This is a genomic window from Marinobacter litoralis (assembly GCF_003336705.1).
In the GTDB taxonomy this organism is placed as follows: domain Bacteria; phylum Pseudomonadota; class Gammaproteobacteria; order Pseudomonadales; family Oleiphilaceae; genus Marinobacter; species Marinobacter litoralis.
Genome location: NZ_QMDL01000001.1, coordinates 717,104 through 741,203, shown reverse-complemented (window position 1 = coordinate 741,203; position 24,100 = coordinate 717,104). Strand labels below are relative to the sequence as shown.

Annotated in this window: 18 protein-coding genes and 4 tRNA genes; 3 read left to right on the top strand and 19 right to left on the bottom strand. The window is 53.2% G+C overall.

Translation table 11 applies throughout. The features are described 5' to 3' along the window. Nucleotides 1–5: 5 nt before the first annotated feature. The 4 genes from DOQ08_RS03400 to DOQ08_RS03385 are packed head-to-tail and all read right to left on the bottom strand — an operon-like array spanning nucleotide 6 to nucleotide 4,594. Nucleotides 6–1,043 (bottom strand): MalM family protein, encoded by a 1,038-nt coding sequence (locus DOQ08_RS03400; protein WP_114333478.1) that lies wholly within the window; start codon nucleotides 1,041–1,043, stop codon nucleotides 6–8. A 20-nt stretch (nucleotides 1,044–1,063) separates the two neighbouring features. Continuing rightward, nucleotides 1,064–2,689 (bottom strand): OmpP1/FadL family transporter, encoded by a 1,626-nt coding sequence (locus tag DOQ08_RS03395; RefSeq protein ID WP_114333477.1) that lies wholly within the window; start codon nucleotides 2,687–2,689, stop codon nucleotides 1,064–1,066. Between the two features lie 39 nt (nucleotides 2,690–2,728). Continuing rightward, nucleotides 2,729–3,739, bottom strand: a complete 1,011-nt coding sequence (locus DOQ08_RS03390; RefSeq protein ID WP_114333476.1) for a transporter — start codon at nucleotides 3,737–3,739, stop codon at nucleotides 2,729–2,731. A 54-nt stretch (nucleotides 3,740–3,793) separates the two neighbouring features. Beyond that, a complete protein-coding gene (locus DOQ08_RS03385) occupies nucleotides 3,794–4,594 on the bottom strand; it encodes a C39 family peptidase (protein WP_114333475.1) in 801 nt (266 codons plus the stop codon). Nucleotides 4,595–4,865: 271 nt separating this feature from the next. Between DOQ08_RS03385 and DOQ08_RS03380 the strand changes: the two genes are divergently transcribed. Next, nucleotides 4,866–6,662, top strand: coding sequence for a PHA/PHB synthase family protein (locus tag DOQ08_RS03380; protein WP_114333474.1), 1,797 nt, complete (start codon nucleotides 4,866–4,868; stop codon nucleotides 6,660–6,662). Here the strand turns inward: DOQ08_RS03380 and DOQ08_RS03375 are convergent. Together DOQ08_RS03375 and edd are read right to left on the bottom strand one after the other, a co-directional pair. Beyond that, entirely contained in the window at nucleotides 6,659–7,261 is a 603-nt protein-coding gene (locus DOQ08_RS03375) for a uracil-DNA glycosylase family protein (protein ID WP_227537464.1), read from the bottom strand. The two genes, DOQ08_RS03380 and DOQ08_RS03375, sit on opposite strands and share 4 nt — an antisense overlap. Before the next feature lie 28 nt (nucleotides 7,262–7,289). Continuing rightward, nucleotides 7,290–9,125 carry a phosphogluconate dehydratase gene (edd, locus tag DOQ08_RS03370; protein WP_114333473.1) on the bottom strand — a complete coding sequence of 612 codons (1,836 nt, stop codon included), beginning with the start codon at nucleotides 9,123–9,125 and terminating at the stop codon, nucleotides 7,290–7,292. A 122-nt stretch (nucleotides 9,126–9,247) separates the two neighbouring features. Between edd and pyk the strand changes: the two genes are divergently transcribed. Next, complete coding sequence (gene pyk / locus DOQ08_RS03365) at nucleotides 9,248–10,696, top strand: pyruvate kinase (protein WP_114333472.1); 1,449 nt, start codon at nucleotides 9,248–9,250, stop codon at nucleotides 10,694–10,696. Between the two features lie 8 nt (nucleotides 10,697–10,704). On the opposite strand, the gene DOQ08_RS03360 is transcribed toward pyk, so the two are convergent. Genes DOQ08_RS03360 through zwf form a run of 3 tightly spaced genes read right to left on the bottom strand, consistent with a single transcriptional unit; the run spans nucleotide 10,705 to nucleotide 13,542 of the window. Next, entirely contained in the window at nucleotides 10,705–11,364 is a 660-nt protein-coding gene (locus DOQ08_RS03360; RefSeq protein ID WP_114333471.1) for a bifunctional 4-hydroxy-2-oxoglutarate aldolase/2-dehydro-3-deoxy-phosphogluconate aldolase, read from the bottom strand. Beyond that, a complete protein-coding gene (gene pgl / locus DOQ08_RS03355) occupies nucleotides 11,364–12,077 on the bottom strand; it encodes a 6-phosphogluconolactonase (protein WP_206074767.1) in 714 nt (237 codons plus the stop codon). Before pgl ends, DOQ08_RS03360 begins: the two co-directional genes overlap by 1 nt. Beyond that, nucleotides 12,070–13,542: a glucose-6-phosphate dehydrogenase gene (gene zwf / locus DOQ08_RS03350; protein ID WP_114333469.1), complete on the bottom strand. Its 1,473-nt coding sequence runs from the start codon at nucleotides 13,540–13,542 to the stop codon at nucleotides 12,070–12,072. The genes pgl and zwf overlap by 8 nt, the downstream gene beginning before the upstream one ends. A 178-nt stretch (nucleotides 13,543–13,720) precedes the next feature. On the opposite strand from zwf, the gene hexR reads away from it, so the two are divergent. Next, complete coding sequence (hexR, locus tag DOQ08_RS03345; RefSeq protein ID WP_114333468.1) at nucleotides 13,721–14,602, top strand: transcriptional regulator HexR; 882 nt, start codon at nucleotides 13,721–13,723, stop codon at nucleotides 14,600–14,602. Between the two features lie 41 nt (nucleotides 14,603–14,643). Here the strand turns inward: hexR and DOQ08_RS03340 are convergent, their stop codons facing one another. From DOQ08_RS03340 to DOQ08_RS03295, 10 genes are all read right to left on the bottom strand, one after another. Next, a complete protein-coding gene (locus DOQ08_RS03340; protein WP_114333467.1) occupies nucleotides 14,644–16,491 on the bottom strand; it encodes a SurA N-terminal domain-containing protein in 1,848 nt (615 codons plus the stop codon). A 154-nt stretch (nucleotides 16,492–16,645) separates the two neighbouring features. Then, nucleotides 16,646–16,918, bottom strand: coding sequence for an HU family DNA-binding protein (locus DOQ08_RS03335; RefSeq protein WP_114333466.1), 273 nt, complete (start codon nucleotides 16,916–16,918; stop codon nucleotides 16,646–16,648). Nucleotides 16,919–17,155: 237 nt separating this feature from the next. After that, nucleotides 17,156–19,573 (bottom strand): endopeptidase La, encoded by a 2,418-nt coding sequence (lon, locus tag DOQ08_RS03330; protein ID WP_114333465.1) that lies wholly within the window; start codon nucleotides 19,571–19,573, stop codon nucleotides 17,156–17,158. Between the two features lie 172 nt (nucleotides 19,574–19,745). After that, nucleotides 19,746–21,029: an ATP-dependent Clp protease ATP-binding subunit ClpX gene (gene clpX / locus DOQ08_RS03325; protein ID WP_114333464.1), complete on the bottom strand. Its 1,284-nt coding sequence runs from the start codon at nucleotides 21,027–21,029 to the stop codon at nucleotides 19,746–19,748. A 76-nt stretch (nucleotides 21,030–21,105) separates the two neighbouring features. Next, nucleotides 21,106–21,741 carry an ATP-dependent Clp endopeptidase proteolytic subunit ClpP gene (clpP, locus tag DOQ08_RS03320; RefSeq protein WP_114333463.1) on the bottom strand — a complete coding sequence of 212 codons (636 nt, stop codon included), beginning with the start codon at nucleotides 21,739–21,741 and terminating at the stop codon, nucleotides 21,106–21,108. Between the two features lie 163 nt (nucleotides 21,742–21,904). Continuing rightward, a complete protein-coding gene (gene tig, locus DOQ08_RS03315) occupies nucleotides 21,905–23,209 on the bottom strand; it encodes a trigger factor (RefSeq protein WP_114333462.1) in 1,305 nt (434 codons plus the stop codon). Between the two features lie 219 nt (nucleotides 23,210–23,428). Further along, nucleotides 23,429–23,513 (bottom strand) — tRNA-Leu (locus DOQ08_RS03310). 55 nt (nucleotides 23,514–23,568) lie between these two features. After that, nucleotides 23,569–23,644: transfer RNA gene (locus DOQ08_RS03305), tRNA-His, on the bottom strand. A gap of 92 nt (nucleotides 23,645–23,736) precedes the next feature. Further along, nucleotides 23,737–23,813: transfer RNA gene (locus tag DOQ08_RS03300), tRNA-Arg, on the bottom strand. Between the two features lie 32 nt (nucleotides 23,814–23,845). Then, nucleotides 23,846–23,922: transfer RNA gene (locus tag DOQ08_RS03295), tRNA-Pro, on the bottom strand. Nucleotides 23,923–24,100: the final 178 nt, after the last annotated feature.

Below are 24,100 nucleotides of genomic sequence, written 5' to 3'. Positions count from 1 at the left end.
GGGACTTACGGCTCAAAGGTTGCGATACCCAGTTCGCCTTTTTCAGTATGGGGAATGGCTTGGGGGCCCGAATCGGTGGTGATGACCGTCTGCGCTTTCAGGTCCTGTGACCGCGTATAGATGACAAGCCACCGCTCACCTTGGCCCGGGAAAGCCGGGACCCAAGCTTCAAGATACCCTCGGCGGTGCCAGTTCTCGGGCGTATAGTCCATCACTAGGTCTGTGACCACTCTCACCACCTGAAATTCCCGGTCAAGGAACGCCAGGCTCGGGACAAAAACACCGTGATGATCATAGGCACGAAGACGCATAACAAATCCCGAGTTCGCCACCGACGACGGCAAGGCAATTAACTGAAAAGGGGACTCACCAGAACTAAACCGATGGCGAGGTGAATTGTCATTCATCTGCACACCAAATTCATTCCCCTCTACCCAGTTCTGAAAATCCTTGCTTGCCAAGCTTTTACAGCAGTACTCAACAAACTCGCCAAATTCACTGGTCGACTTTTGCTCAATGCCCAAGATCGCAAAAGCATTGGGATCGTAACCCTCCACGGGCTCCACTTCGCCCACGGATTGCGATGGCAGGTGCACAGAGGCAGGGGTTAGGTTGATCGGGCTGGCCCGCGAACCTGTGTTTCGGTCATTAAAATCAGGCGTGTAATAGCTGACACGAACATTGCCTTCGGCATCAAGCCACGTGAAATACGGCTGTCTCTGGCCATCACGAACAAAACCTCTGTCCGCAAGCGCTTCACCATCCGGATAGTTTTCAGCGGTAAAATCATCGTCGCTGGGAGGCGTGCTGGCCAAGAATGGGTCCTTGTCTTCCGCGCCCTGGGACTCGGCTTTTTGGGGAGTTTTTTCAGATGTCTCCGACTCGGGAATACGGGTATAACGTACCCGCCCCTGCTCGTCCACCCAAGTAAAATAACCGTCACGCTCGGCAACTTGAGCTCCCGCGCCGCCAAGCTGGCACCCGGCCAGAACAAACGCCGCTACACACAACAGCGATAAACCTTGTACGCGGGCCAGTGTCATTGGCAAACTCCGCAGTTAAATCAGAATTTGGTTCTGAAGCTTAAACCGGCCATTACAACCCGCAATGAGGTTTTAATATCCAAGCCAGCATAAGGGTTGTAAATGATGTTGGTTATGTTGTCACAGTTTACGTTGCAACTGGAATCCGCCGGAATCGTCTCAATCGACTGCAAGTACGACAAGTTCATGTCAATTTCAGTGTCTTTATCCCAGCGATACCCCATACCGATACTGTAAAGATTCGCACCACCGAATGGTGCCATGATCGAGCGCTGATCATCGGGTATGACGGAGTCACGAATTTCTACCCCTGCTCTCAGATCCAGACGCGAGGAAGCATGAAACTCCATCCCAAACGCCCAGTTCCACTGACTTTTGAAACCAAGCGGAAGCTTCAGCGTATTAGGTGTTGCATTATCAGGAGACAAAATTCTCGCCGCATTCAGGAATTCCAGATCCCGGTCAAACCGCAAATTGAATGCGTCCCACTGAGCAAAATCTGTCCAGCCGATGTCTGCGTTTAGCGTCAGCTTGGGATGCACATCCACGCTGATCCCGGTTTGAAAGTGCTGCGGGTAAACCAGGTCCATCGACACGTTACCGGCCTCTCGGGGCGCACCAGAGGGCAAACTGAGAATGGCTGAGGTGATCGCCCCCAGTACCGAGTCATTCAAGCCTTGCCAGAAACCGGCCCAATCGTCGGTGTACTGAATCTCGAACTGCCCTTTCAGATTCATGTTTGCTTCGGAGGTATAGCTGGCCCCCCACCGGAACCAGTCTGTTGGCTCCCACATGACACCCAAGGCATAGGTCGGAGAGACACTCTCCTGCATGTTCAGACTCAGAGCCCCGATATCATCAAACGGCCCGATATTACCGCCGCACAGTGCCAGCCAAGGTTGCAGTGGCTCATCGCCACTTTCACAGTTGAAGGCATCTTGCAGCACTTCAGCGACACCCAGCAGCATATTCGGGGCTCGCATGTACTGATCAGCCGCCAAACCGAAATGTGACAAATGGATACCGGCACCCACCGACCATTCATCGTTTATCTCGTAACCCACCGATGGGGAGAGGTAGGTGGTTCTTTGCAGCGCTGTTGCTTGAGGCTGGTATCGACCCGGATCTTCCTTGTCCCGGTAAAAACCCGCTGCCATTGGCATAAAAAAAGCGTTAGCAAAGGTCAGCTTCGACCCAGGCGATTTGATACTGATCCCCGCTGATGGCGCAACTGCCGGACCCGGTGGTAGACGCAGAACACCGTATCCCGGTACGTAAAGCGCGACGTTGTTGGTATGACTGTGGCTATTAGCGACTGGGTCACGCTGCTTCCCTGTTAAGGGATCAGTCTCCAGCCCTTTAATACCAAATATCTCGTACTCTTCATCCGCGATGAAATCTGCATCAATATCCAGATAGATGCTAAGAATATTCACTTCCAACTGGCGGTCGTCCAGCTTCGTCAAACCGGCCGGGTTGTAGTGAATCGACATGATACCTGGAGGATCAGCGGTCACGGCGTTACCGAGTGCGAGCGCTTTAGGGTGAATCGTCAGGTTTTGCGTCATCTGCGCCTGCGCACCACACGAAAGACCGGTCGCCATTAAGGCTGCCAAAACGTGCTGTTTGTAGCTAGGTTGTCCCATGGAATAGATCCCCTTCCCTTAGAATATCTACCGCGCCAATCACTCTTTGAGGCCGGAGAAATTAATGGGCAGGGATAGACCCAGGGAAAAGTCTGGAGCATCTTCGGTTAAACCAATCCCCAGACTGGTATTCACAATGGTCGTATCACTGACACGCGTACCGAGTGACATACTCAGAAACCCGGTCATCTGATCTTGTGCCGAGGCCTGGTCTCCGTTCGAGAACGTCAGAATCGTTTCATCGCTATAACTGACCTGAGCCGACACACTCAAGGAAATATCGTATGACAATGAGTAGGCAAAACCGGCCGATCCGGAGAGCCCGAAGCCAGGTTCAACTTCGGTCAGCAAGCGGCCACCCCGTACTTGCTCCAGATCGTCAGCCGTGAGGTTATAAGTTGCACTCAGGGAACCGAAAACAACCACCGGGTCCAAAACCTTCGACATACTCAAACCGCCACCAACCGAGTAGTAGCCACTGCCTGTCGACAACTGTTCCTTAATATCGATTTCGTATGGGCTAACGCCGGTTTTGGTGCTCAATGTCCCGAAAAAGGTGGTCGACATCTTTCCAGGCACGTAAGCAAACGGCTGCCAGCGACCTGTGAAGGAAACATCTCCCATGTCGTAGACGTTCAATTCGTCTTCCGTATCGTACTTAACCACTAAGGGGAGCCGGGCACCAATCGTCAGATTGTCCAGAAGCCCGTAATCGTAGGAAAACGAATTGGTAAAACTGTGTGTGGCGGAAGGCACCACATCCAGATTCCGCACCGAACCATTCGTAATAGCAAGATCAAGACGCTGATCGCCGGTATACGAATAATCAAAGGAGTAGTTAAGGGAATGAGTACCCTTCTTCTGCAAAGAGTAGTTTTTTTCCGCCGCCTGGAACACTTCCTCCAGCTGACGGCTGGAATCCTCATCCCCATCCTGCCGCGACAGCGCTTCCCGCGCCTGATCTACACTTCCCTCTTGGCCCAGTGCCATACCCGGAAGCAGACCCGCCGTGGAAACAAGGAAAAAGCCTCGCACTAACCAACGATTCATCCTGACTCCCTACTCTTATTGATTTTATTCCTGTCCCGGTTGCTAACCGGAAAATTAGTTACGACGGTAGTGAAGTTGTTTTCGTGTGTTTTCCACACTACCGTCGGGATTATTTTTCTGACGTTCCAACAGGTTCTGCAGCCTGCGCTCCGTGGCTTCATGAAAGGCTGGAATCTCATGCTGCGCGAGCAGGGTCATGGTCTGGTCATCCACGAACCGGAGGTCTTCCTCTTTCAGTTCCAGGTTATCCAGAGGTTTATCGCTCCCCGGAAAGACGATGAACAGCACATTGTCGTCCCACTTTTCCTCGAATTGAGCCAATGTAAACGAAATGTTGCCCACGGCCGGATCAGCCAGATATACCCGTCCATCGCGAATAGTTCGAAGAACAACAAAGTGCTTGAAACCTGCGTGCTGAATCGGAACGATGGCTGGATGATCGAGCTCCATTAAGTCATCGATACCGGCACGAAACCCGCCTGAGGGGTAACCAAGGGCAGTCACCAGTTTTTTCATATCCAGCATGGAGAAAGCACGGCGTTCGACAATGCGCTCGCTTTCGCCGTAATGAAGCAAGCCCTCCATTACCTGGCGTTCTGAAAGTGTTCGCCCCAGATAATTGTTCAGGACGGTTGTCAGCGCGGCACTACCGCAGCTGTAGTCATAGGCTTGCCGGACGATATTCCGGAAGTTTTGCTCCACCAAAGGCTCAACGCGAACATCTGTGCGATGCTCTACGGGGCTGGAGTCCACTTTGTGCTCGAGCACGATAGTGCCCCGCTCAAACGGTTCAACTTCGGTAGCTTCCTGCACCATCGCGAACGTTAGGATAGACCCGGCCAACACCAGCAGCATTATGGAAAGTCCCTGTTTTTATTAGACATGCAACTTAGTGGTTACATCATGTAACGGTAAGATACCGAAATCGGAAAAGGCTTAAAGATAACTGTGCCTCAAATCTATCGCTGCAGCCGAGGCGAGTCCCCGCGGGAGTGAGAACTGGTTCAAGGGCGGGCCTTATAACCATCAAGAGGTACAGACTAAGGATGTAAAGACTAAAATTTAAACAGCACGTATAGTCTTTAGTCATCAAAACGCGTCATCCGCCAGGCGGAAGGAGGCCCCTATGCTTGGTATGGATTTTTTCGGTAAGACGGCAAGCCAGTTACTGAAGTCTTTCGAGCCACGAATTCGTGACAGTCAGCAGCAAATTGAGACGTTACTGGGTGATGCTGGTTTGATGGACTACGCCAAACTATCGACCCTGTCTGAAATGTCAGATGCGTATCGCGCAATGGCGGAGGACCTTCTGCTGCACCCCCTCAGATTCGCCAGTGCCGAGATGGATCTCGCGAAGAAACACCTTGGCCTTGCCCGTTACACGCTAAATCGAGCCCGCGGGAAAGAAGAAGCCCCAGTCGCCAAACCCGACCCGGATGATCGACGTTTTCTTGCAGAGGACTGGCACAAACATCTGCCGTTCGATGTGTTACAACAAGCGTACTTGATCAATTCCCAAGCCTTTCTGGATTGGGTAGAAAATATCGAAGGGTTGCCAGCCCCTACCCGGGATCAACTGATGTTTTATGCCCGTCAGTTAACCAGTGCGCTTTCGCCCGCAAACTACCCGCTAAGCAACCCTGAGGTGCTTCGCATTACGTGGGAACGTAAAGGCATGAATCTGATCGATGGTGCCCGTAACCTGGTCGAGGACATTCGCCAAAATCCGGCATTGTTCAACGTAGGGATGACCGATCGCACCGCGTTCGAGATAGGCAAAAACCTGGCAACAACGCCCGGGAAAGTGGTCTATCAAAATGAACTCATGCAGCTGATTCAGTACACCCCAACCACTGAAACCGTTGCCAAGCGCCCGATCCTCATCGTTCCGCCATGGATCAACAAATTCTATATTCTGGACCTGTCCGAGCAGAATTCTTTTATTCGCTGGCTGGTCGGCCAGGGGCAAACGGTGTTTATTATTTCGTGGCGAAACCCGGGGCCTGAACATAAAAATCTGGGCTGGGACGACTATGTAGAATCAGGCCCGTTAGCAGCCATTGAGGCCGTGAAGCAGGCCACCGGCGAAGACAAATTGAATGCGATCGGCTACTGCATCGGGGGAACCCTCCTGGGCACTACCATGGCAGTTCTGGCCAAGAAGAAACTCAAGCCGATTGTCAGCACCACCTATCTGACAACTCTGATGGACTTCTCGGACCCCGGCGGCATCGGCGTGTTCATCAATGACCACTCCCTGCGCGGTATCGAGCGTGCTATGGAGAAGAAAGGCTATCTTGATGGCCGGGCCATGGCTTTCACCTTCAACTTGCTGCGTGAGAATGACCTGTTCTGGTCGTACTGGACCAACAACTATTTGAAGGGCATAAAGCCAAAAGCGTTTGACTTGCTGTATTGGAACCAGGATGGCACCAATCTGCCCTACCGCATGCACAGCTACTATCTACGTGAAATGTACCTTCACAATCGCTTGGTCGAACCGGACGCAATGAGCATTTGCGGTGAAAAGATCAATCTCAGCGAGATCAAGGTGCCATCGTTCTTCCTGTCGGCACGCCAAGACCACATCGCCAAGTGGAAAGGCACCTACAAAGGTGCAAAGGCGTATGGAGGCGATGTCCGCTTTGTGGTTTCAGGTTCCGGCCATATCGCAGGGGTCATCAACCCGCCGTACAAGGAGAAATACGGCTACTGGACCAACGACGCCCTGCCAGATAACCCGGATGACTGGTTTGACACCGCCGAAGCTCACAAAGGTTCGTGGTGGCCACACTGGAGTGAATGGATCAAAAAATACGAAGGTACCCAGGTCCCCGCCCGCCTGCCCGGAGAAAAGGAGTTGAAAGTGATTGAAGATGCACCCGGCAGCTATGTCAAAGTCAAAGCGGGCGATGTGATCTAACCGAGGATCTCGGCAACACGCTCCTGCAACTGCGGCAGCACCTCCTCCTCAAACCAGGCATTCCGTCGAAACCACAAATTGTTTCGGGGGCTGGGATGGGGGGTTGGCAGCAGCCGCGGCCAGTACGTTCGCCACGCTTTGACGTTATCGGTAACCGAACGCCGACTGTCTGGTAAATGCCAAGCATGTGCGTACTGGCCAATCACCAGGGTCAATTCAATCTGATTCAGCCGGGCCAGCAAGGCGGCACGCCAGGTATCGGCGCATTCCGGAATGGGCGGTAAATCCCCGGCCTTCCCGGTACCGGGAAAACAGAACCCCATTGGAAGAATGGCTATTCGACTGGCATCGTAAAACGTCTGCCTATCTATCCCCATCCAGCGACGAAGCCTGTCTCCGCTTGGGTCGTTAAACGGTATACCCGTTTCATGGACTTTTCTGCCGGGCGCCTGCCCCACGATCAAAATGCGGGACGACTCGGACAGCTGAACAACCGGCCTCGGTTCATGGGGCAACTTGTCACGGCACAAGGTACAAGCCCGGACACGCATGACCAACTGTTCAAAACTGAGGCTGTCGAGTTCATGATTATGTGACACCACAATCAGTGCTCCCAGTTTACTTTCATCAAATCAACGAGCCACGACCTTCGGGCGTCCAAAACACACTGGCACCCTGCTCCGGATGACTCACCCCATGCCGCATCCAGCCAAACAGCTCACGACCGTAGTCTTGATGTTGCCGCGCAAGATCACGGCAGACCGCCTTACGGGCATTCCAGGTGGCGTCGTCTACCAACACAGATAACTGCCCGTTTACAGCATCCATGCGGATCAAATCGCCGCTTCGAACCTTTGCCAGCGGGCCACCGTCCAGCGCTTCGGGATAAACGTGAATGGCGGCAGGTACCTTGCCGGAGGCGCCCGACATACGACCATCGGTCACCAGCCCGACCCGAAAGCCACGATCCTGAAGAACGCCCAGGTAAGGCGTTAACTTGTGAAGTTCCGGCATACCATTAGCCCGGGGCCCCTGAAAACGCACCACCACAATGCAGTCCCGGTCAAGATCGCCAGCCTCAAAGGCCGCCTTCAGGTCGTTCTGGTCTTCGAACACAACCGCAGGCGCCTCCACATAATGATGTTCCGCCGCAACCGCTGAGACTTTAATAATGCCTCGGCCAAGATTGCCTTCAAGGACTTTCAACCCACCATCGGGAGCAAATGGCTGTTCGACAGAGCTGAGCACATCAGGCTTCAGACTCTCACTAACTGCCGGACGCCATCGCAGCCCCTGCTCGCCCATTTCCGGCATACGTGCATACTGGGCCAAGCCGGGGCCCATAACGGTGTTCACGTCTTCGTGAAGCAGACCAGCGCTGAGCAATTCCTGAATCAGATAGGGCGTTCCACCTGCCTCATGGAAAGCATTGATGTCCTCTTGGCCGTTGGGGTAAATACGAGTCATGGACGGAACAGCAGACGAAAGTTCAGCATAGTCGTTCCAGTCAATCAGAATACCCGCCGCCCGGGCAATCGCGACCCAGTGAATGGTGTGATTGGTTGAGCCTCCCGTGACCAGCAAAGCCACCAAGGCGTTCACGATTGCCTTTTCATCCACCATATCGGCGAGCCCAAGCTTACCTCCCTGTGGTTGAGACAAACGAACCACCTGTTCCGTGGCTGCACGAGTTAAAGCATCTCGCAACGGCGTGTTCGGGTGAACAAAGGCGGCACCGGGCAAATGCAGGCCCATCACCTCCACCAATAGCTGGTTGCTGTTAGCGGTTCCGTAAAACGTGCAGGTGCCCGGGCTGTGGTATGACTTGCTCTCGGCTTCAAGCAGTTCGCCCTGCCCTATTTTCCCTTCCGCAAACAACTGGCGAACCCGCTGTTTCTCTTTATTAGGCAAACCGGACGGCATCGGCCCCGCCGGTATCAGAACGGCAGGTAGATGACCGAAGCTCAGTGCACCAATAAGGAGGCCTGGCACAATTTTGTCACATATACCCAGTAAGGTGACGGCATCGAACATGTTGTGGCTTAACGCAACGGCCGTGCTCATGGCAATCGTGTCGCGGGAAAAAAGGCTTAGATCCATGCCGGGCTGCCCTTGGGTAACACCGTCGCACATGGCAGGTGTGCCGCCCGCAAACTGGGCCACCGAACCCATCCCGTGAGCCGCTTCGCGAATAACTTCCGGGAAACGATGATAAGGTTGATGCGCAGAAAGCATATCGTTGTACGCCGAGACAATCGCCACATTGGCTCGGTTCATCAGTTTGAGTTGCTCCTTGTCACTTGGCTGGCACGCCGCAAAACCGTGCGCCAGATTACTGCACGACAAGGTTCCTCGCTGCGGCCCCTGTTCTCTGAGCGCCCTCATTCTGGCCAAATACGCCTGCCGTGTTGCCCGGCTTCGTTCGATAATCCGGTCGGTAACCTTGGAAACAACAGGCTGCATGGTATGACTCCCAAATCGATTAACACACGACGTAAGTGTACTTCCTTAAAGACTCACGCTCAGATTCAATTAACCATACTCAATACACTCTCCGTTTTCGACATATCAAAAGGACAAGCCCTATGCTCCGGCGCACAAAAATTGTAGCCACTCTTGGTCCCGCCACCGACAGCAAGGAAGCACTGGCAGGCATTATTGCTGCCGGTGTGGATGTCACTCGCCTGAACTTTTCACACGGCAGCGCGCAGGAACACATCGAGCGGGCAAAAAATGTGCGTGAAACAGCGGCAGCGCAGGGTCGGTTCGTGGCCCTGTTAGCAGACCTTCAGGGCCCTAAACTGAGAATCGCTCGCTTCACCAACAACAAAGTAACTCTGGAACGCGGCCAGACGTTTGTACTGGATGCCGCTATGGACAAAGCCGCCGGCACCGAAGCCGCAGTCGGCATCGATTACGAAGAGCTGATCAACGACGTAACCCCCGGCGACATTCTGGTGCTGGACGATGGTCGCATCGAAATGGAAGTAACGGCCGTTGACGACCACAGTATCACCTCTACTGTTCTCATTGGCGGCCCCTTGTCCAACAACAAGGGCCTGAACAAGCGCGGCGGTGGGCTATCCGCTGACGCGTTAACCGAAAAAGACAAGCAAGACATCATCACTGCCGCTAATCTTGGTGCCGACTATGTTGCGGTTTCCTTCGTTCGTACCGCCGAGGATATGCACGTTGCTCGCCGGTTGCTGAAAGAAGCCGGCTCTGATGCAGGCCTGGTGGCCAAAATTGAACGCGCTGAACTGGCACACGATACCGAAGCTCTGGATGCCGTTATCAAAGCATCCGATGCGGTGATGGTTGCTCGAGGTGACCTGGCGGTTGAGATCGGCGATGCTGAATTGGTGGCGGTGCAGAAGCACATTATTGCCAGAGCACGGGTACTCGACCGGGTGGTCATTACCGCCACTCAGATGATGGAGTCCATGATCACCAACCCAATGCCTACCCGAGCAGAAGTGTCAGATGTGGCCAACGCGGTCATGGACTACACCGATGCGGTGATGTTGTCGGCAGAAACCGCGGTGGGCGATTACCCCATCGAGGCTGTCGAGGCCATGGTACGAATCTGTAAAGGTGCCGAGCGCCACCCGTCCATGCGCCAGTCGAAGCACCGCATTAACGAAAGCATGGAAGCCGTCGATGAAGCCATTGCGCTATCCGCGATGTACGCAGCGAACCACCTTCAGGGCGTAACAGCCATTATCTGCCTGACAGAAACCGGCTCAACGCCCCGCCTGATGTCGCGCATAAAATCGGCTCTGCCGATTTTCGCATTCTCCCGGCACCACTCCACCCAGCACAAAGTCGCCCTTTACCGGGGGGTGCAAACCGTACCCTTTGACTCCGCCAACCATGCAAAAGAGCAGGTTAAGAATCTGGCTCTGGAAGAATTGGTCAAGCGCGATTACGTGAAACAGGGAGATCTCGTGGTCATAACCAACGGCGATTTCGTCAACGCTCAAGGTGGCACAAATACCATGAAGATTGTTCAGGTAGGCACCGACATCCGTTAGTCACAGAGCTAGCTCTGTCGTTTGGCATCAACAAGGCTGGTGCGTGCGATACCCGTGATCGCAGCCCAGTCTTTCGCGGCAATTTTGTCAGCCGGTGTTAGCCAGCTGCCACCCACCGCGGAGACATTCTCGAGTTTCAGGTAGTCAGCCGCCGTATCTTGGCGAATCCCCCCTGTGGGACAAAACTTCACATCAGGAAACGGGCCGGCCAACGCGTTGAGCGCGGCAACTCCACCTGCCACCTCTGCCGGGAAGAATTTGAAATGCCGGTAGCCGTGAATGTGGCCCATCATCAGTTCTGAGGCCGTCGAAATACCCGGCAACAAAGGCGCTTCAGAGGTTACCCCAAATTCCAGAACCGCTTCGGTAACGCCGGGAGTGATCACAAACTGGGCTCCGGCCAGTTCAACCTCGCGATACTGCGCAATGCTGGTCACGGATCCAGCGCCTACCAGTGCATCCGGCAGTGCTTCGCGGACCAAGCGGATGGCATCGACGCCAAACTCTGTACGCAGGGTGATCTCAAGAACACCCAGCCCTCCTTCGTATAACGCCTTACACAAAGGTACCGCATCATCCAAACGATTAACGGTAATTACAGGTATTAGCGGCGATCGCGTCAGTATCTTCTCAATTTCCAGCTTATGGTCGTTCGAGAGTTGTGGCATCACGGGCTCCAGTAAACGTGCAATCCGGCTTGGAGGAAAGCGCGAATCGGCATGGCTGACCAATCGGCCGGAGCTTCAATAGCTCGAGCCAAGGTGGCAATCTTGTCTTGTCCTTTCAGGTGCAGCGCCGTAAACCGAGCTTGCGTTAAAACCGGCAACGTTAAGGTCACCCGCTGGTGCGCCTGTGACGGCGGCGTCATCACCATTACCCGCTGCTCCACGGAAAGGTCCATGGCGCGCGCCAACTCTGGCGCATCCGGGAACAGCGACGCGGTATGACCGTCATTACCCATGCCTAACACCAAAACATCGATCGGCAAAGGTAACTCGGCTGCAGCAGCCTCGAGCTCAGGCAACGCATCCAGCGCTCCTTTGTTTGCATAATGAAACAGCACAAGCCGGGCATCGGCCGCCGCTCCTTGTAACAGCTCCGATTGCACCAAGGCCGCATTGCTGGCCGGATCACTCACCGGTACCCAGCGTTCGTCTGCCAGTGCCACTTTCACTCTAGCCCACTCCAATGGCTTTTCCCGCAATGCCCGGAAAAATGGTAGAGGCGTTGACCCACCCGAAACAACCAGCGTTGCCTCGGGGTTTTCAGCAAGGTGGAGCCTTAAACATTCCGCGACCTGATCGGCGAGCATTTGAGCGACGGCGTCCTGCGTCTCCGCCAAATGCGGAACAACACCCTCCGGGAGCTGCAATTCAGACATCCTCATACCAACTCCTACCGTCTCGCGTAATCAGCGCAATGGATGCGACCGGTCCCCACGTACCAGCTGCGTAGCGTTTTGGCGGCTCTCCCAGGTCATGCCAGTTTTGAATAATCTGGTCTACCCAGCGCCAAGCGTGCTCAACTTCATCACGCCGAACGAATAAATACTGGCTACCCCGCATCACCTCCCACAACAGCCGTTCGTAAGCATCCGGTATACGCTCAGCACCAAAGGTTTCAGAAAACGTCAGCTCGAGCGGCCCTTGGCGTAACCGCATACCCTTATCCAAGCCGTGTTCTTTGGTGAGGATTTTCAGAGCCATGCCTTCATCGGGCTGAAGCCGAATGATCAGTTTGTTGTTAGCCAAGTGCTTCTGGTCGGGATCAAAAATGTAATGTGGAGCCGGCTTGAAATGAATAATGATCTGAGCCATTTTTTCGGGCATACGTTTGCCGGTACGGATGTAAAAAGGCACGCCTGACCAACGCCAATTATCGATCTCTACTTTTAGGGCAACAAACGTTTCCGTGAGGCTAGCCTTGTCGGCACCGTCTTCCTCCAAATATCCCGGCACCACCTTGCCATTACTGGCACCTGCTGCGTACTGGCCTCGCACCACGTACTGCCCCATCATATCCGGCGTGATCCGCTTCAGCGCTTTCAGGATTTTGACCTTTTCGTCTCGAATACTGTCCGCTGACAAGTCAGCCGGGGGGTCCATAGCAATCAGGCAGAGCAATTGCAGCAAATGATTCTGAATCATGTCCCTAACCTGCCCGGCCTTATCAAAATACCCCCAGCGACCATCGATGCCAGTGCTCTCGGCCACGGTAATTTCAACGTGAGAGATGTGATTCTGGTCCCACTGGGAAGCGAACAGATTGTTGGCAAAACGCAGGGCGATAAGGTTCTGGACCGTTTCTTTACCCAGGTAATGGTCGATACGAAAGAGTTGGCTTTCGTCGTATACCTCAGCCAAGGCATCATTAATCACCTTCGACGATGCCAAATCATGACCTATCGGTTTCTCCACGACGACCCGGGTACGTGCCGTGCAACAGCTTTGATCTTTAAGATTGCGCGCAATTTCCCCGTACATGGCGGGCGGTGTCGCCATGTAAACGATCAGATGATTCTCGGAGTTGCGCCAACTGTTCAGTTCAGAGAAAGCTGCGGTGTCGGTGAAATCGAGAAGCTGGTAGTCCACCCTAGCGGCAAAGCTGGCTGCCAACTCCGGATCGAACTCATCGTCCGCAACCGCCGCTTTCAGATTCTCGATCAATCCCGCTCTCATCTCTTCGAGGCTCAAGTCACGCCGGGCAATGGCCAGAATACGACTGTTCTCTGCAAGCAAACCGGCCCGATCCAGTTGGTAGAGCGCGGGAAACAGCTTCTTTCGGGCGAGGTTCCCCAGCGCTCCGAAAAGCATAAGATCACAAGAGGCTGGCAGTGGCTCAGACATTCGACTCCCCATCCCAGTGGCGCATTATTGTCGTAACTTTAGCTAAATAATGACACTGCCGATCATGGAATCCAAGGAGCCCCACCAGTTATGACGTTTTTACTACTCAGATTTTAACTGAAGACAGGTATAATGCAGCTTCATTGCTCATATTGCGTGAAGACAGGGAGTAATCGGTATGGCAGTCAGTGCGGTCCGTAGAGAAGAGAATTTACTGGAAGAAATCCAGAACCGCCTGGAAACTCTTAACAAATCCGAGCGTAAAGTTGCCGGCGCCATTCTCCGCGACCCCAGTGCTGCAACCCGCTACAGCATTGCCGCACTGGCCAGGGCTGCCGATGTCAGTGAACCGACCGTTAACCGCTTTTGCCGCGGCTTTTCGGCCACGGGCTTTCCCGATTTCAAAATACGTCTGGCACAAAGCATCGCCACTGGCACGCCCTATGTCGGGGAGAATATCAAACCCGATGACAGTGCTTCTGATTATGCCGACAAGATCATGCTCAGCACCATCGCCAGCCTGGATAAAGCCCGTCAGGCCCTAGACCCCGATTCTATTGCAACGGTAGTGGATTACCTGATTCAGGCAAAACAGATCATCTTCTTTGGTATGGGCGGATCCGCTTCGGTAGCGATGGACGCCCAACATAAGTTCTTCCGGTTTAATACGCCGGTATCCGCTTACGAAGACGCACTGATGCAACGAATGATCGCCGCCGGAGCCGGCGTTGGAGATACCATTGTGGTGATTTCCTATACCGGCCGCACACGGGAGTCGGTCGAATCAGCCGAACTGGCTCGCAGCAATGGCGCTACAGTGATAGGAATTACCAATCCGGACTCACCGTTGGCCGAGGTGTGCACCACCGTTCTAGGGGTGACCTCCCCGGAAGACACTGAAGTGTATATGCCTATGTCCTCACGCATTATTCACCTAACCGTGATCGACATCCTGGCGACGGGTGTTACTTTGAAGCGAGGCCCCGATTTCCTTAATCACCTCAAAAAGGTAAAAGAGAGCCTTAAAGCTACGCGCTTCCCTCTTAATCCCAAGACATAAAAAAAGGGTGCCGAAGCACCCTTTTTCTTTTGCGCGATGGATCAGTTACGTTCCACCTCAGCGGTTTCTCTCAGGTATTGCTGATATACCGCGTATTCGCGCTGACCTTCCAGCTGCGTCAGGAACTGCTGAACTTGCTGGAACTCGGGGTTTTCACGATCAACGTCACCTTCGTTAACCGCATCAAGCACGATAATATGCGCTTCCGCCAAGCCCACAACTGCGTCCACCGAAGGCTGCTCGCCACCGGGGCGAGGCATGGTGAATGCTTTGCGCAGAACCAGCTGGCTTAGATCGCCGGCAGCGCCACGCCCTTGGGCTTCATACTGCTTCCAGCTGCCGTCCTCAACGCTCTCGCCAGCTTCAATTTCAGCTACCAGATTGTTCGCCTTCGCTTGCAACGCTTCTCGTGTGGCCATCACTTCAAGAGTTGCTTTGATGTCATCCCGAACATCAGCCAATTCAAGCTGACGGGCCTCATGGTGGGTTTTAACACGCGCTACAATGGAGACGTTATCGCCCACATCGATCAGCTCAGTGTTATAACCATCTTCCAATACATCCGCAGAGAACAGCTGGCGCACCAAGCCGGCATGATCAAACGGTGCTACACCGCCATCACGGGTGACACCCTGAACTTCACGCAGCTCCAGCCCCAGCTCGTTTGCAGGCCCCGCTAGGTCATCTGCCGCATAGGCAGCGTCTGCCAAGTCGGCACGAACTTCAACATAGCGCTCTTCCGCTTTGGCTCGAGCCAACTCATTACGCAGTTGGCCTTCCAGCTCTTCGAATGCTGGAACGTCGGAACGACGAACATCATCCAAGCGAATCAGGTGGATACCAAAGCTGGTTTCAACGGGTTCAGAGATTTCACCCTCTTCCAGTGCAAACAGCGCTTCTTCAAACGCTTCGTCATAAACACCGCGACCTGCGTACCCCAAATCACCCCCATCGCGACCAGAAACTGTGTCTGCCGAGAACTCTTTTGCGAGCTCAGAGAATGATTCACCAGCATCCAACCGAGATTGAATGGTGGACAAGGTTTCGTCTGCTTCAGCTCCCGCTTCAATCAAGATATGGGCAGCTTTACGCTCTTCTCGCGCGAACTGCTCTGCCCGAGAATCGTACTCGGCGCGCAGCTCGTCTTCACTCACTTCAACGGCTTCTGCCAATGTTGCCTGAGACAGCGTCAGATAGACTGCATCAACGTTTTCCGGCTCTTGGAATTGGGCTTTGTTCTCGTCGTAGTAGGCCGCGATATCCTCATCTGTCACGGACACCTGGTCAACAACTTCGTCTTGGGACAGCGACAGGACACGGAAATCCCGGGTCTGATTTTGAATCGACAGCAGCTGAGCCGCACTCTCGGGTGCCGCTAATGCCGTTTGGGCAATCGCAGCGCGAATCTGGTTGGTGACGTAGCTTTTCTGCATGCTGGCCCGGAACTCGGCAACGCCCATGCCCAGATTACGAACCGTTGCCGCGAATCTTTCAGGGCTATACTTACCGTCCACCTGGAACTGTGGCATTTGAGTGATCAAAGCATCGATATCGGCATCCGACAACTCTAGCCCTTGCTTTTGCGCGTCTTGTGTCAGGACCGCCTCTTGAATAAGGGCTTCGAGAACGTCTGTGCGTAACTGATCTTCATCGATTAAAGATGGATCTGGATTTTCCATCTGCATAAGACGCTGTTGGGTTTCCAGCTGAACGGTTCGGAGAAACTCTCGTTCGGTGATGTCGGTGCCATTCACCGTAGCCACTTCGGGCTCACCGGAAAAACCGCCAATAATGGCATCCATTCCCCAGATGGAAAGGGAAACAATTAAAAGGCCAACGATTACCTTGGCGATAGTACTCTGGGCGTTATCCCGAATATCTTGAAGCATGTTAGTTCTGAATCCCTGTTCAAGGTCGTGCTGGTGATTATTGTGCGAGCTGTAGCCCCGGCTGCCTTTAACGTAAAAAGGCGCACCCTGATCGGAATGCGCCTTGAATTCTTATGGCAACTCCCGCCAGCGGAAGCTGCCAGAGAAAGAGCTATTACTTAACAGCGTCTTTCAGGGCCTTGCCTGCCTTGAATCCAGGCACCTTAGAGGCCGGAATCTTGATCTCAGCGCCAGTCTGCGGGTTGCGGCCGGTACGGGCGGCGCGCTCTTTCACAGAAAAGGTACCGAAGCCGATCAGAGTAACCTGATCGTCGTTCTTCAGAGCACCAGTGATGGTGTTCGTCATAGCATCCAGCGCACGGCCAGCTGCAGCTTTAGAAATATCTGCGGATTCTGCAATTGCATCAATCAGTTCGGACTTGTTCACACTAAACCCCTTCGATGTCAGGTTGAAGATGTTATAGGTTGGTTTGTTTTTCGCGGACGCTCACGACTATCGCATAAGCGGTCGGAGAATTCCATTCTTCACTATTATTATTCCTTGCGGCGATTAACCGATGTTTGGAATAGGCACATACTGCGCGGGAGCCCTTGGTATTGGCTGCTTCACGGCGAAACAGTTATACCAATGGGCTCTCCGGCATGTCAACAACTCATCCAGTGTTTAATGTGTATTTATGCGCTCTGCAGCATCACTGGAATCGTCGTTACTCTTCGAAGAGGACGCTTTATCCTCGCCTTTTTCCGCTCTCGGCTCGGGCGGATAAGCCAGCGCAATATCCAGCACCTCATCGATCCATTTAACCGGCTTAATCTCGAGCGATTCCTTTATATTCTCCGGTATCTCTTTGAGATCACGAACATTTTCGTCCGGAATCAAGACGGTCTTTATGCCGCCGCGGTGGGCCGCAAGGAGCTTCTCTTTAAGGCCGCCGATCGGCAATACGCGACCTCTAAGGGTAATCTCCCCGGTCATAGCAACGTCAGCGCGGACCGGTATTTTCGTGAGTGAAGAAACGAGAGCTGTGCACATCCCGATACCCGCACTCGGACCATCTTTTGGCGTTGCACCTTCCGGAACGTGCACGTGTAAGTCGTGCTTTTCATGGAAATCGTCGGCTACGCCAAGCCCGGTTGCACGACTTCTGACCACAGTGAGAGCCGTTTGTATCGACTCCTGCATGACATCACCGAGGGAGCCGGTCTTCACAACCCGACCTTTACCCGGCGTTAAGGCACACTCAATCGTTAGCAATTCCCCGCCAACCTGGGTCCAGGCCAAACCGGTCACCTGACCAATCTGATTGCTCTCTTCGGCAAGGCCGTACTTGAACTTCTTCACGCCCGAATAGTCTTCCAACATCTCTGGCGTAATCGTTACCGAAGCCTTGTCGCTGCTCTCAACGTGCTCCCGCACGACCTTCCGGCAGATCTTGGCGATTTCACGCTCCAGCCCTCGAACACCCGCTTCACGAGTGTAATAACGAATCAAGTCCCGCAGCGTTTCTTCCGGCATTTCCAATTCGTTCTTACGCAAACCATTCGCCACAATCTGCTTTGGCAACAGGTATCTCAGCGCAATGTTGACCTTCTCATCTTCGGTGTAACCCGGGATGCGGATAATTTCCATCCGATCCAGCAGAGCCGGAGGTATATCCATAGAGTTCGATGTGCATACAAACATCACATCGGAGAGGTCGTAATCCACCTCCAGATAATGGTCGTTAAAGGTGTGGTTCTGCTCCGGGTCGAGCACTTCCAGCAACGCAGACGCGGGGTCACCACGATGATCCATGCCCATCTTGTCGATCTCATCGAACAGGAACAGCGGATTCTTTACGCCAACCTTCGACAGTTTCTGCAGCAACTTGCCCGGCAAAGCCCCGATATAGGTTTTCCGGTGACCACGGATCTCGGCTTCATCGCGAACGCCACCCAGCGCCATGCGGGTGTACTTGCGATTGGTTGCTTTCGCAATGGATTGGCCAAGCGAGGTCTTACCCACGCCCGGAGGCCCAACCAGGCAAAGCACAGGGCCTTTCACCTTTTTCACCCGGCTCTGAACTGCCAGATACTCGAGAATCCGCTTTTTGACTTCATCCAGACCGTAATGATCCTTGTCCAGAATCTCACGAGCCTTCTCGAGGTCGTGGCGCACCCGGCTACGTTTTTTCCAGGGCACTGCCAGCATCCAGTCGATATAGCCACGAACCACCGTTGCCTCGGCAGACATGGGCGACATCATCTTCAACTTATTGAGCTCGGCCTCGGTCTTTTTGCGAGCCTCTTCCGGCAAGCCGGCTTCTTCCAGCTTCTGCTCCAGCTCTTCGAAGTCGTTATTCCCCTCACCGAGCTGACCCATCTCTTTCTGGATCGCCTTCATTTGCTCGTTCAGGTAATACTCTCGCTGGCTGCGCTCCATCTGCTTCTTAACGCGACCACGGATACGCTTTTCAACTTCAATCAGATCCGTTTCGCTGTCTAGCTTGCCGAGCAGCAGATCTACCCTCTTACGGATATCCAGCGCTTCCAGAAGCTCCTGTTTTTCAGGAATCTGCATATCGAGATGCGCCGCCATGGTGTCCACCAACCGATCAATCTCGTTAATGCCGGTCAGGGAATTAGAGACTTCAGACGGCACTTTTTTAGAGAGCTTTACGTACTTTTCAAACTCACCTTGCAGGGTTTTGATCAATACACCTTGTTCGCGCTCAGGCAACTGATCTTCGTCCATCAGTACGGCGCCGGCAGTTAGGTAATCACCTTCTTCGATACCAGAAATACTGGCTCGGGCATTACCTTCTACCAACACTTTCACGGTACCGTCCGGCAACCGCAACATCTGCAACACGGTCGCCAGTGTGCCCATTTCAAACACGTCAGCCGAACCCGGCTCGTCTGTGGCCGCATCCTTCTGTGCAACCAACAAAATCTCTTTACTACCCTCCATCGCGGCTTCGAGTGCCTGAATGGACTTTTCGCGTCCTACAAACAGTGGCACCACCATGTGCGGAAACACCACCACATCGCGAAGCGGAAGCAGCGGATATTCTTGCACGGTTTCTTCGGATATAAGGGTCATAGAGAATCCTCTGAAAGCATTTTATTCAGCATATCACCCATCATTGGGGCGCAGACCAAAATTGCAATCTTTTTACAGGGTAAAATTCTTGACGGGTATTTTATCAGCAGCCATGAAAAAGGGGCGTTAAACGCCCCTTTTCAGGTAACCGATCTTTCGTCAGCTGCGAAAGTCAGTCTTCGGATGCAGCCTTCGCATGATCGCTGTTGGCGTAGATCTTGAACGGCTCTGATTCACCGTTGATCACGCTTTCATCAACCACCACTTTGGATACGTCTGTCTCAGACGGAATCTGGTACATCGTATCCAGCAGCGTCGCTTCCATGATGGAACGCAGGCCTCGAGCACCGGTTTTACGCGACATAGCCTGACGAGCGACTGCGCGCAGCGCGTCGTCGCGGAAGTCCAGCTCAACACCCTCCAGATCAAACAGCTTCTGGTACTGCTTGGTCAAGGCGTTCTTAGGCTCGGTCAGAATCTGCACCAGCGCATCTTCATCCAGCTCTGTGAGTGTCGCCACAACAGGCAAACGACCCACAAACTCCGGAATCAGACCGAACTTAACCAGATCTTCCGTTTCTACGTCCTGAATGATATCGCCAGCACTCTTACTGTCGTCCTGACTCTTCACGGTAGCCGAGAAACCGATAGAGCTGCGCTCTGAACGTTCCTGAATAACCTTTTCCAGGCCGGCGAAGGCACCGCCACAGATAAACAGAATGTTTCCGGTATCTACCTGGAGAAACTCCTGCTGAGGATGCTTTCGACCGCCCTGCGGGGGCACCGAAGCAACCGTACCTTCGATCAGCTTCAGCAGCGCCTGCTGCACGCCTTCACCAGACACGTCTCGAGTGATAGACGGGTTGTCTGACTTACGGGAAATCTTGTCGATTTCGTCAATATAGACAATGCCGCGCTGGGCTTTCTCTACATCGTAGTCACACTTTTGCAGCAACTTCTGAATGATGTTTTCAACATCTTCACCCACGTAACCGGCTTCGGTCAGTGTGGTGGCGTCGGCAATAGTAAAAGGCACATTCAACGTACGCGCCAAGGTTTCCGCCAACAGCGTTTTACCGCTACCGGTAGGACCAATCAGCAGAATGTTACTCTTACCCAGCTCAACGTCACTCTTGCCTTCGCCGTAACGCAAACGCTTGTAATGGTTATAGACGGCTACAGCCAGCACAATCTTGGCGCGATCCTGCCCAATGACGTATTCATTCAGAGTGTCACGGATCTCTGCCGGAACCGGAAGGCGATCACTCGCTTCTTCCTGGGCATTCTCCTGAATCTCTTCGCGAATAATGTCGTTGCAAAGATCAACGCACTCGTCGCAGATGAAAACCGAGGGCCCTGCGATGAGCTTACGGACTTCATGCTGGCTCTTTCCGCAAAACGAGCAGTACAGCAACTTGCCGTTATCGTCGCCTCTGCCGTTTCTTTCATCTGCCATTTAAATACCTCTGTTCTTCGTTGGCCTGCCGAAACATTAAATACGCAGGCCAAGGGTGATGCGATGACTTTCAGTATTAGTTATTCGGTACGCGCTTATCAAGTACTGTATCGATTAGCCCGTACTCTTTCGCCTGGTGTGGATCCATAAAGTTGTCGCGATCGGTATCACGAGCAATGGTTTCCAGATCCTGCCCAGTATGGTTCGCCAGAATTGTGTTCAGGGTGTTGCGGATCTTCAAAATCTCACGGGTGTGGATTTCGATGTCCGTCGCCTGCCCCTGATAACCACCCAATGGCTGGTGAATCATGACGCGGGAATTTGGTAGGCATGCACGCTTGCCTTCTGCGCCACCAGCGAGAAGGAACGCACCCATGCTGGCCGCCTGGCCAATACACAAAGTAGCTACATCCGGCTTGATGAACTGCATGGTGTCGTAGATCGACATACCCGCAGTAACCGAACCACCCGGGCTGTTAATGTACAGATGAATGTCCTTATCCGGGTTTTCGGATTCCAGGAACAACAACTGAGCAACGACCAGGTTGGCCATGTGATCTTCAACCTGACCGACAAGAAAAATGACCCGCTCTTTCAGAAGGCGAGAATAAATGTCGAAGGACCGCTCTCCACGTGCCGTCTGCTCGATTACCATCGGCACCAGACCGGCGCTCGTTATCATTGTTGGGCCATCAAACGGTTTTTGCGTCATGTGTGCCTGAACTCCTTAAAGACATTGGGCATGGACTCCTGCAGCAGGATATCCGGAATATAAAGCCAAGATACCCTTATACTTTGCCAGCAGTGAGCCCAGATGAAAACAGCCGGATACACCGGCTGTTTCCAGAAAGCGACTCAGGGCTATGCCCGAGCTATCAACGCTGGGCTTGGCCAGCTTTGACTGCTTCCTCGTACTTCATCTTCTTTTCTTTCACTTTGGCCTGACCCAGCACCAAATCAACAACCGCTTCTTCGAGAACAACCGACTCTACCTGAGTCTTCTGCTCCTGGTTGCTGTTGAAGTGAGCTACCACTTCTTCTGGCTGCTCGTAAGTAGACGCGATTTCCTGAATCTTTTCATCTACTTTCGCCGCATCAGCTTTCAAATCGTTGGCTTTAACGACTTCCTGGAACAACAAGCCTGTCTTAACTCGACGCTGAGCCTGATCCTCAAAGATTTCCTTCGGCAGCTGCTGGAAGTCTACCTGACCACCAAAGCGCTGAACGGCTTCCTGGCGCAGACGATCGATTTCCTGATCAACCAAAGACGACGGAACGTCCAGCTCAGTTGTTTCCAGCAGACCTTCAACAACGTCATTCTTAACTTTGTTGGATACAGCCTGCTTCAGCTCGCGCTCCATGTTTTTCTTAACTTCTTCACGGAACCCGGCTTCATCTTCGGCTTCGATACCGAACTTCTGGAAGAACTCGGCGTTCAGCTCAGGCAACTGAGGCTCTTCTACTTTATGAACCTTGATTGCGAAGGTAGCCGGCTTACCCGCCAGATCCTCGTTGTGGTAGTCCTCGGGGAAGGTCACTTCGATATCGAACTCTTCGCCGGTCTTACCGCCAACGATAGCCTTCTCGAAACCCGGAATCATCTGGCCAGAGCCCAGAGTCAGACGGTGCCCTTCAGCGGCGCCACCTTCAAACTCTTCGCCATCAATAGTGCCTTTGAAGTCGATGGTCACAACGTCCTTGTTCTTGGACTTGCGCTTAACTTCTTTCATAGGCGCCTGCTGACGACGCAGGTTATCGATCATGGTATCGATATCTTTGTCGGTTACTTCAGCAACAGGCTTCTCGACATTGATTTTGCTCAGGTCGCCCAGCTCGATTTCCGGCAGCACTTCGAACACAGCCACGAACTCGAGGTCTTTACCCTCTTCCATGGTCTTTGGCTCAAACCGAGGCCAACCTGCTGGATTGATGTCCTGCTCCTGCAGCGCCTTGATGTAGTTGTCGCGCATAACTTCGCCAACGATTTCTTGACGGATGCTGTCACCGAAACGACGCTTAACCACGCTCATGGGCACCTTGCCTGGACGGAAACCGTTCAAGCGAACAGTGCGAGCAGTTTCCTGTAGGCGTTTCTGAACCGCCTGATCAATTTCCTGGGCGGGCACACCAATCGTCATGCGACGTTCGATGTTAGAGGTCGTTTCAACAGACACTTGCATGGAAGATCCTCGAATTACAGATTCTGTATGTGAATGAAAATTAAAACAAAATCCCTTTAAGAGCGAAACACTCTAGCGGGACGCAAAATTAAAAGCCGGTAGTTTATCACGGTTTACCCTGCCGAGAGAATCATTGCGCCAACCAGAATGACGGTTTAACAGCATGATGACAGCGGGAAACGTAAAAAATGGGGATAAAAACAGAAAAACAAAGAAGGATGGTGCGAGAGGAGAGACTTGAACTCTCACAGGTTGCCCCGCTGGAACCTAAATCCAGTGCGTCTACCAATTCCGCCACTCTCGCATGCCCGAATAGGACCTGAAGACTCAGATCTTCGGAAACCGCCATACAGATAAAGTGGGGTGGACGAAGGGGTTCGAACCCTCGACCGCAGGAGTCACAATCCTGAGCTCTACCAACTGAGCTACGTCCACCACATTAAAAAAGTGCCCTATGGCACTTTAATCTGTCTAGCTTTAACTTTGCTGGTTTGACGAGCCCGGTGCAGACCGAACTTAGAGCCTAATGGCGCGCCCGGCAGGACTCGAACCTGCGACCATCCGCTTAGAAGGCGGATGCTCTATCCAGCTGAGCTACGGGCGCTTGACCTTTCGCCCACCTGAATATTCAGAAAATGGTCGGGGTAGAGAGATTCGAACTCCCGACATCCTGCTCCCAAAGCAGGCGCGCTACCAGACTGCGCTATACCCCGATAAGACTGAACAACAAGTGCTTCAGCAAAGTTGGCGCGCATATTACCTTCGAGATTCGCATCCGTCAACAAAGAATTTGAAAATCATTTAGATAATTATGAAAGCGCCTTCTCACGACCCTCTTGGGAGGAACATTTACGCCACCTACTTACGTTGGCGAGAATGCTGAACCATGAG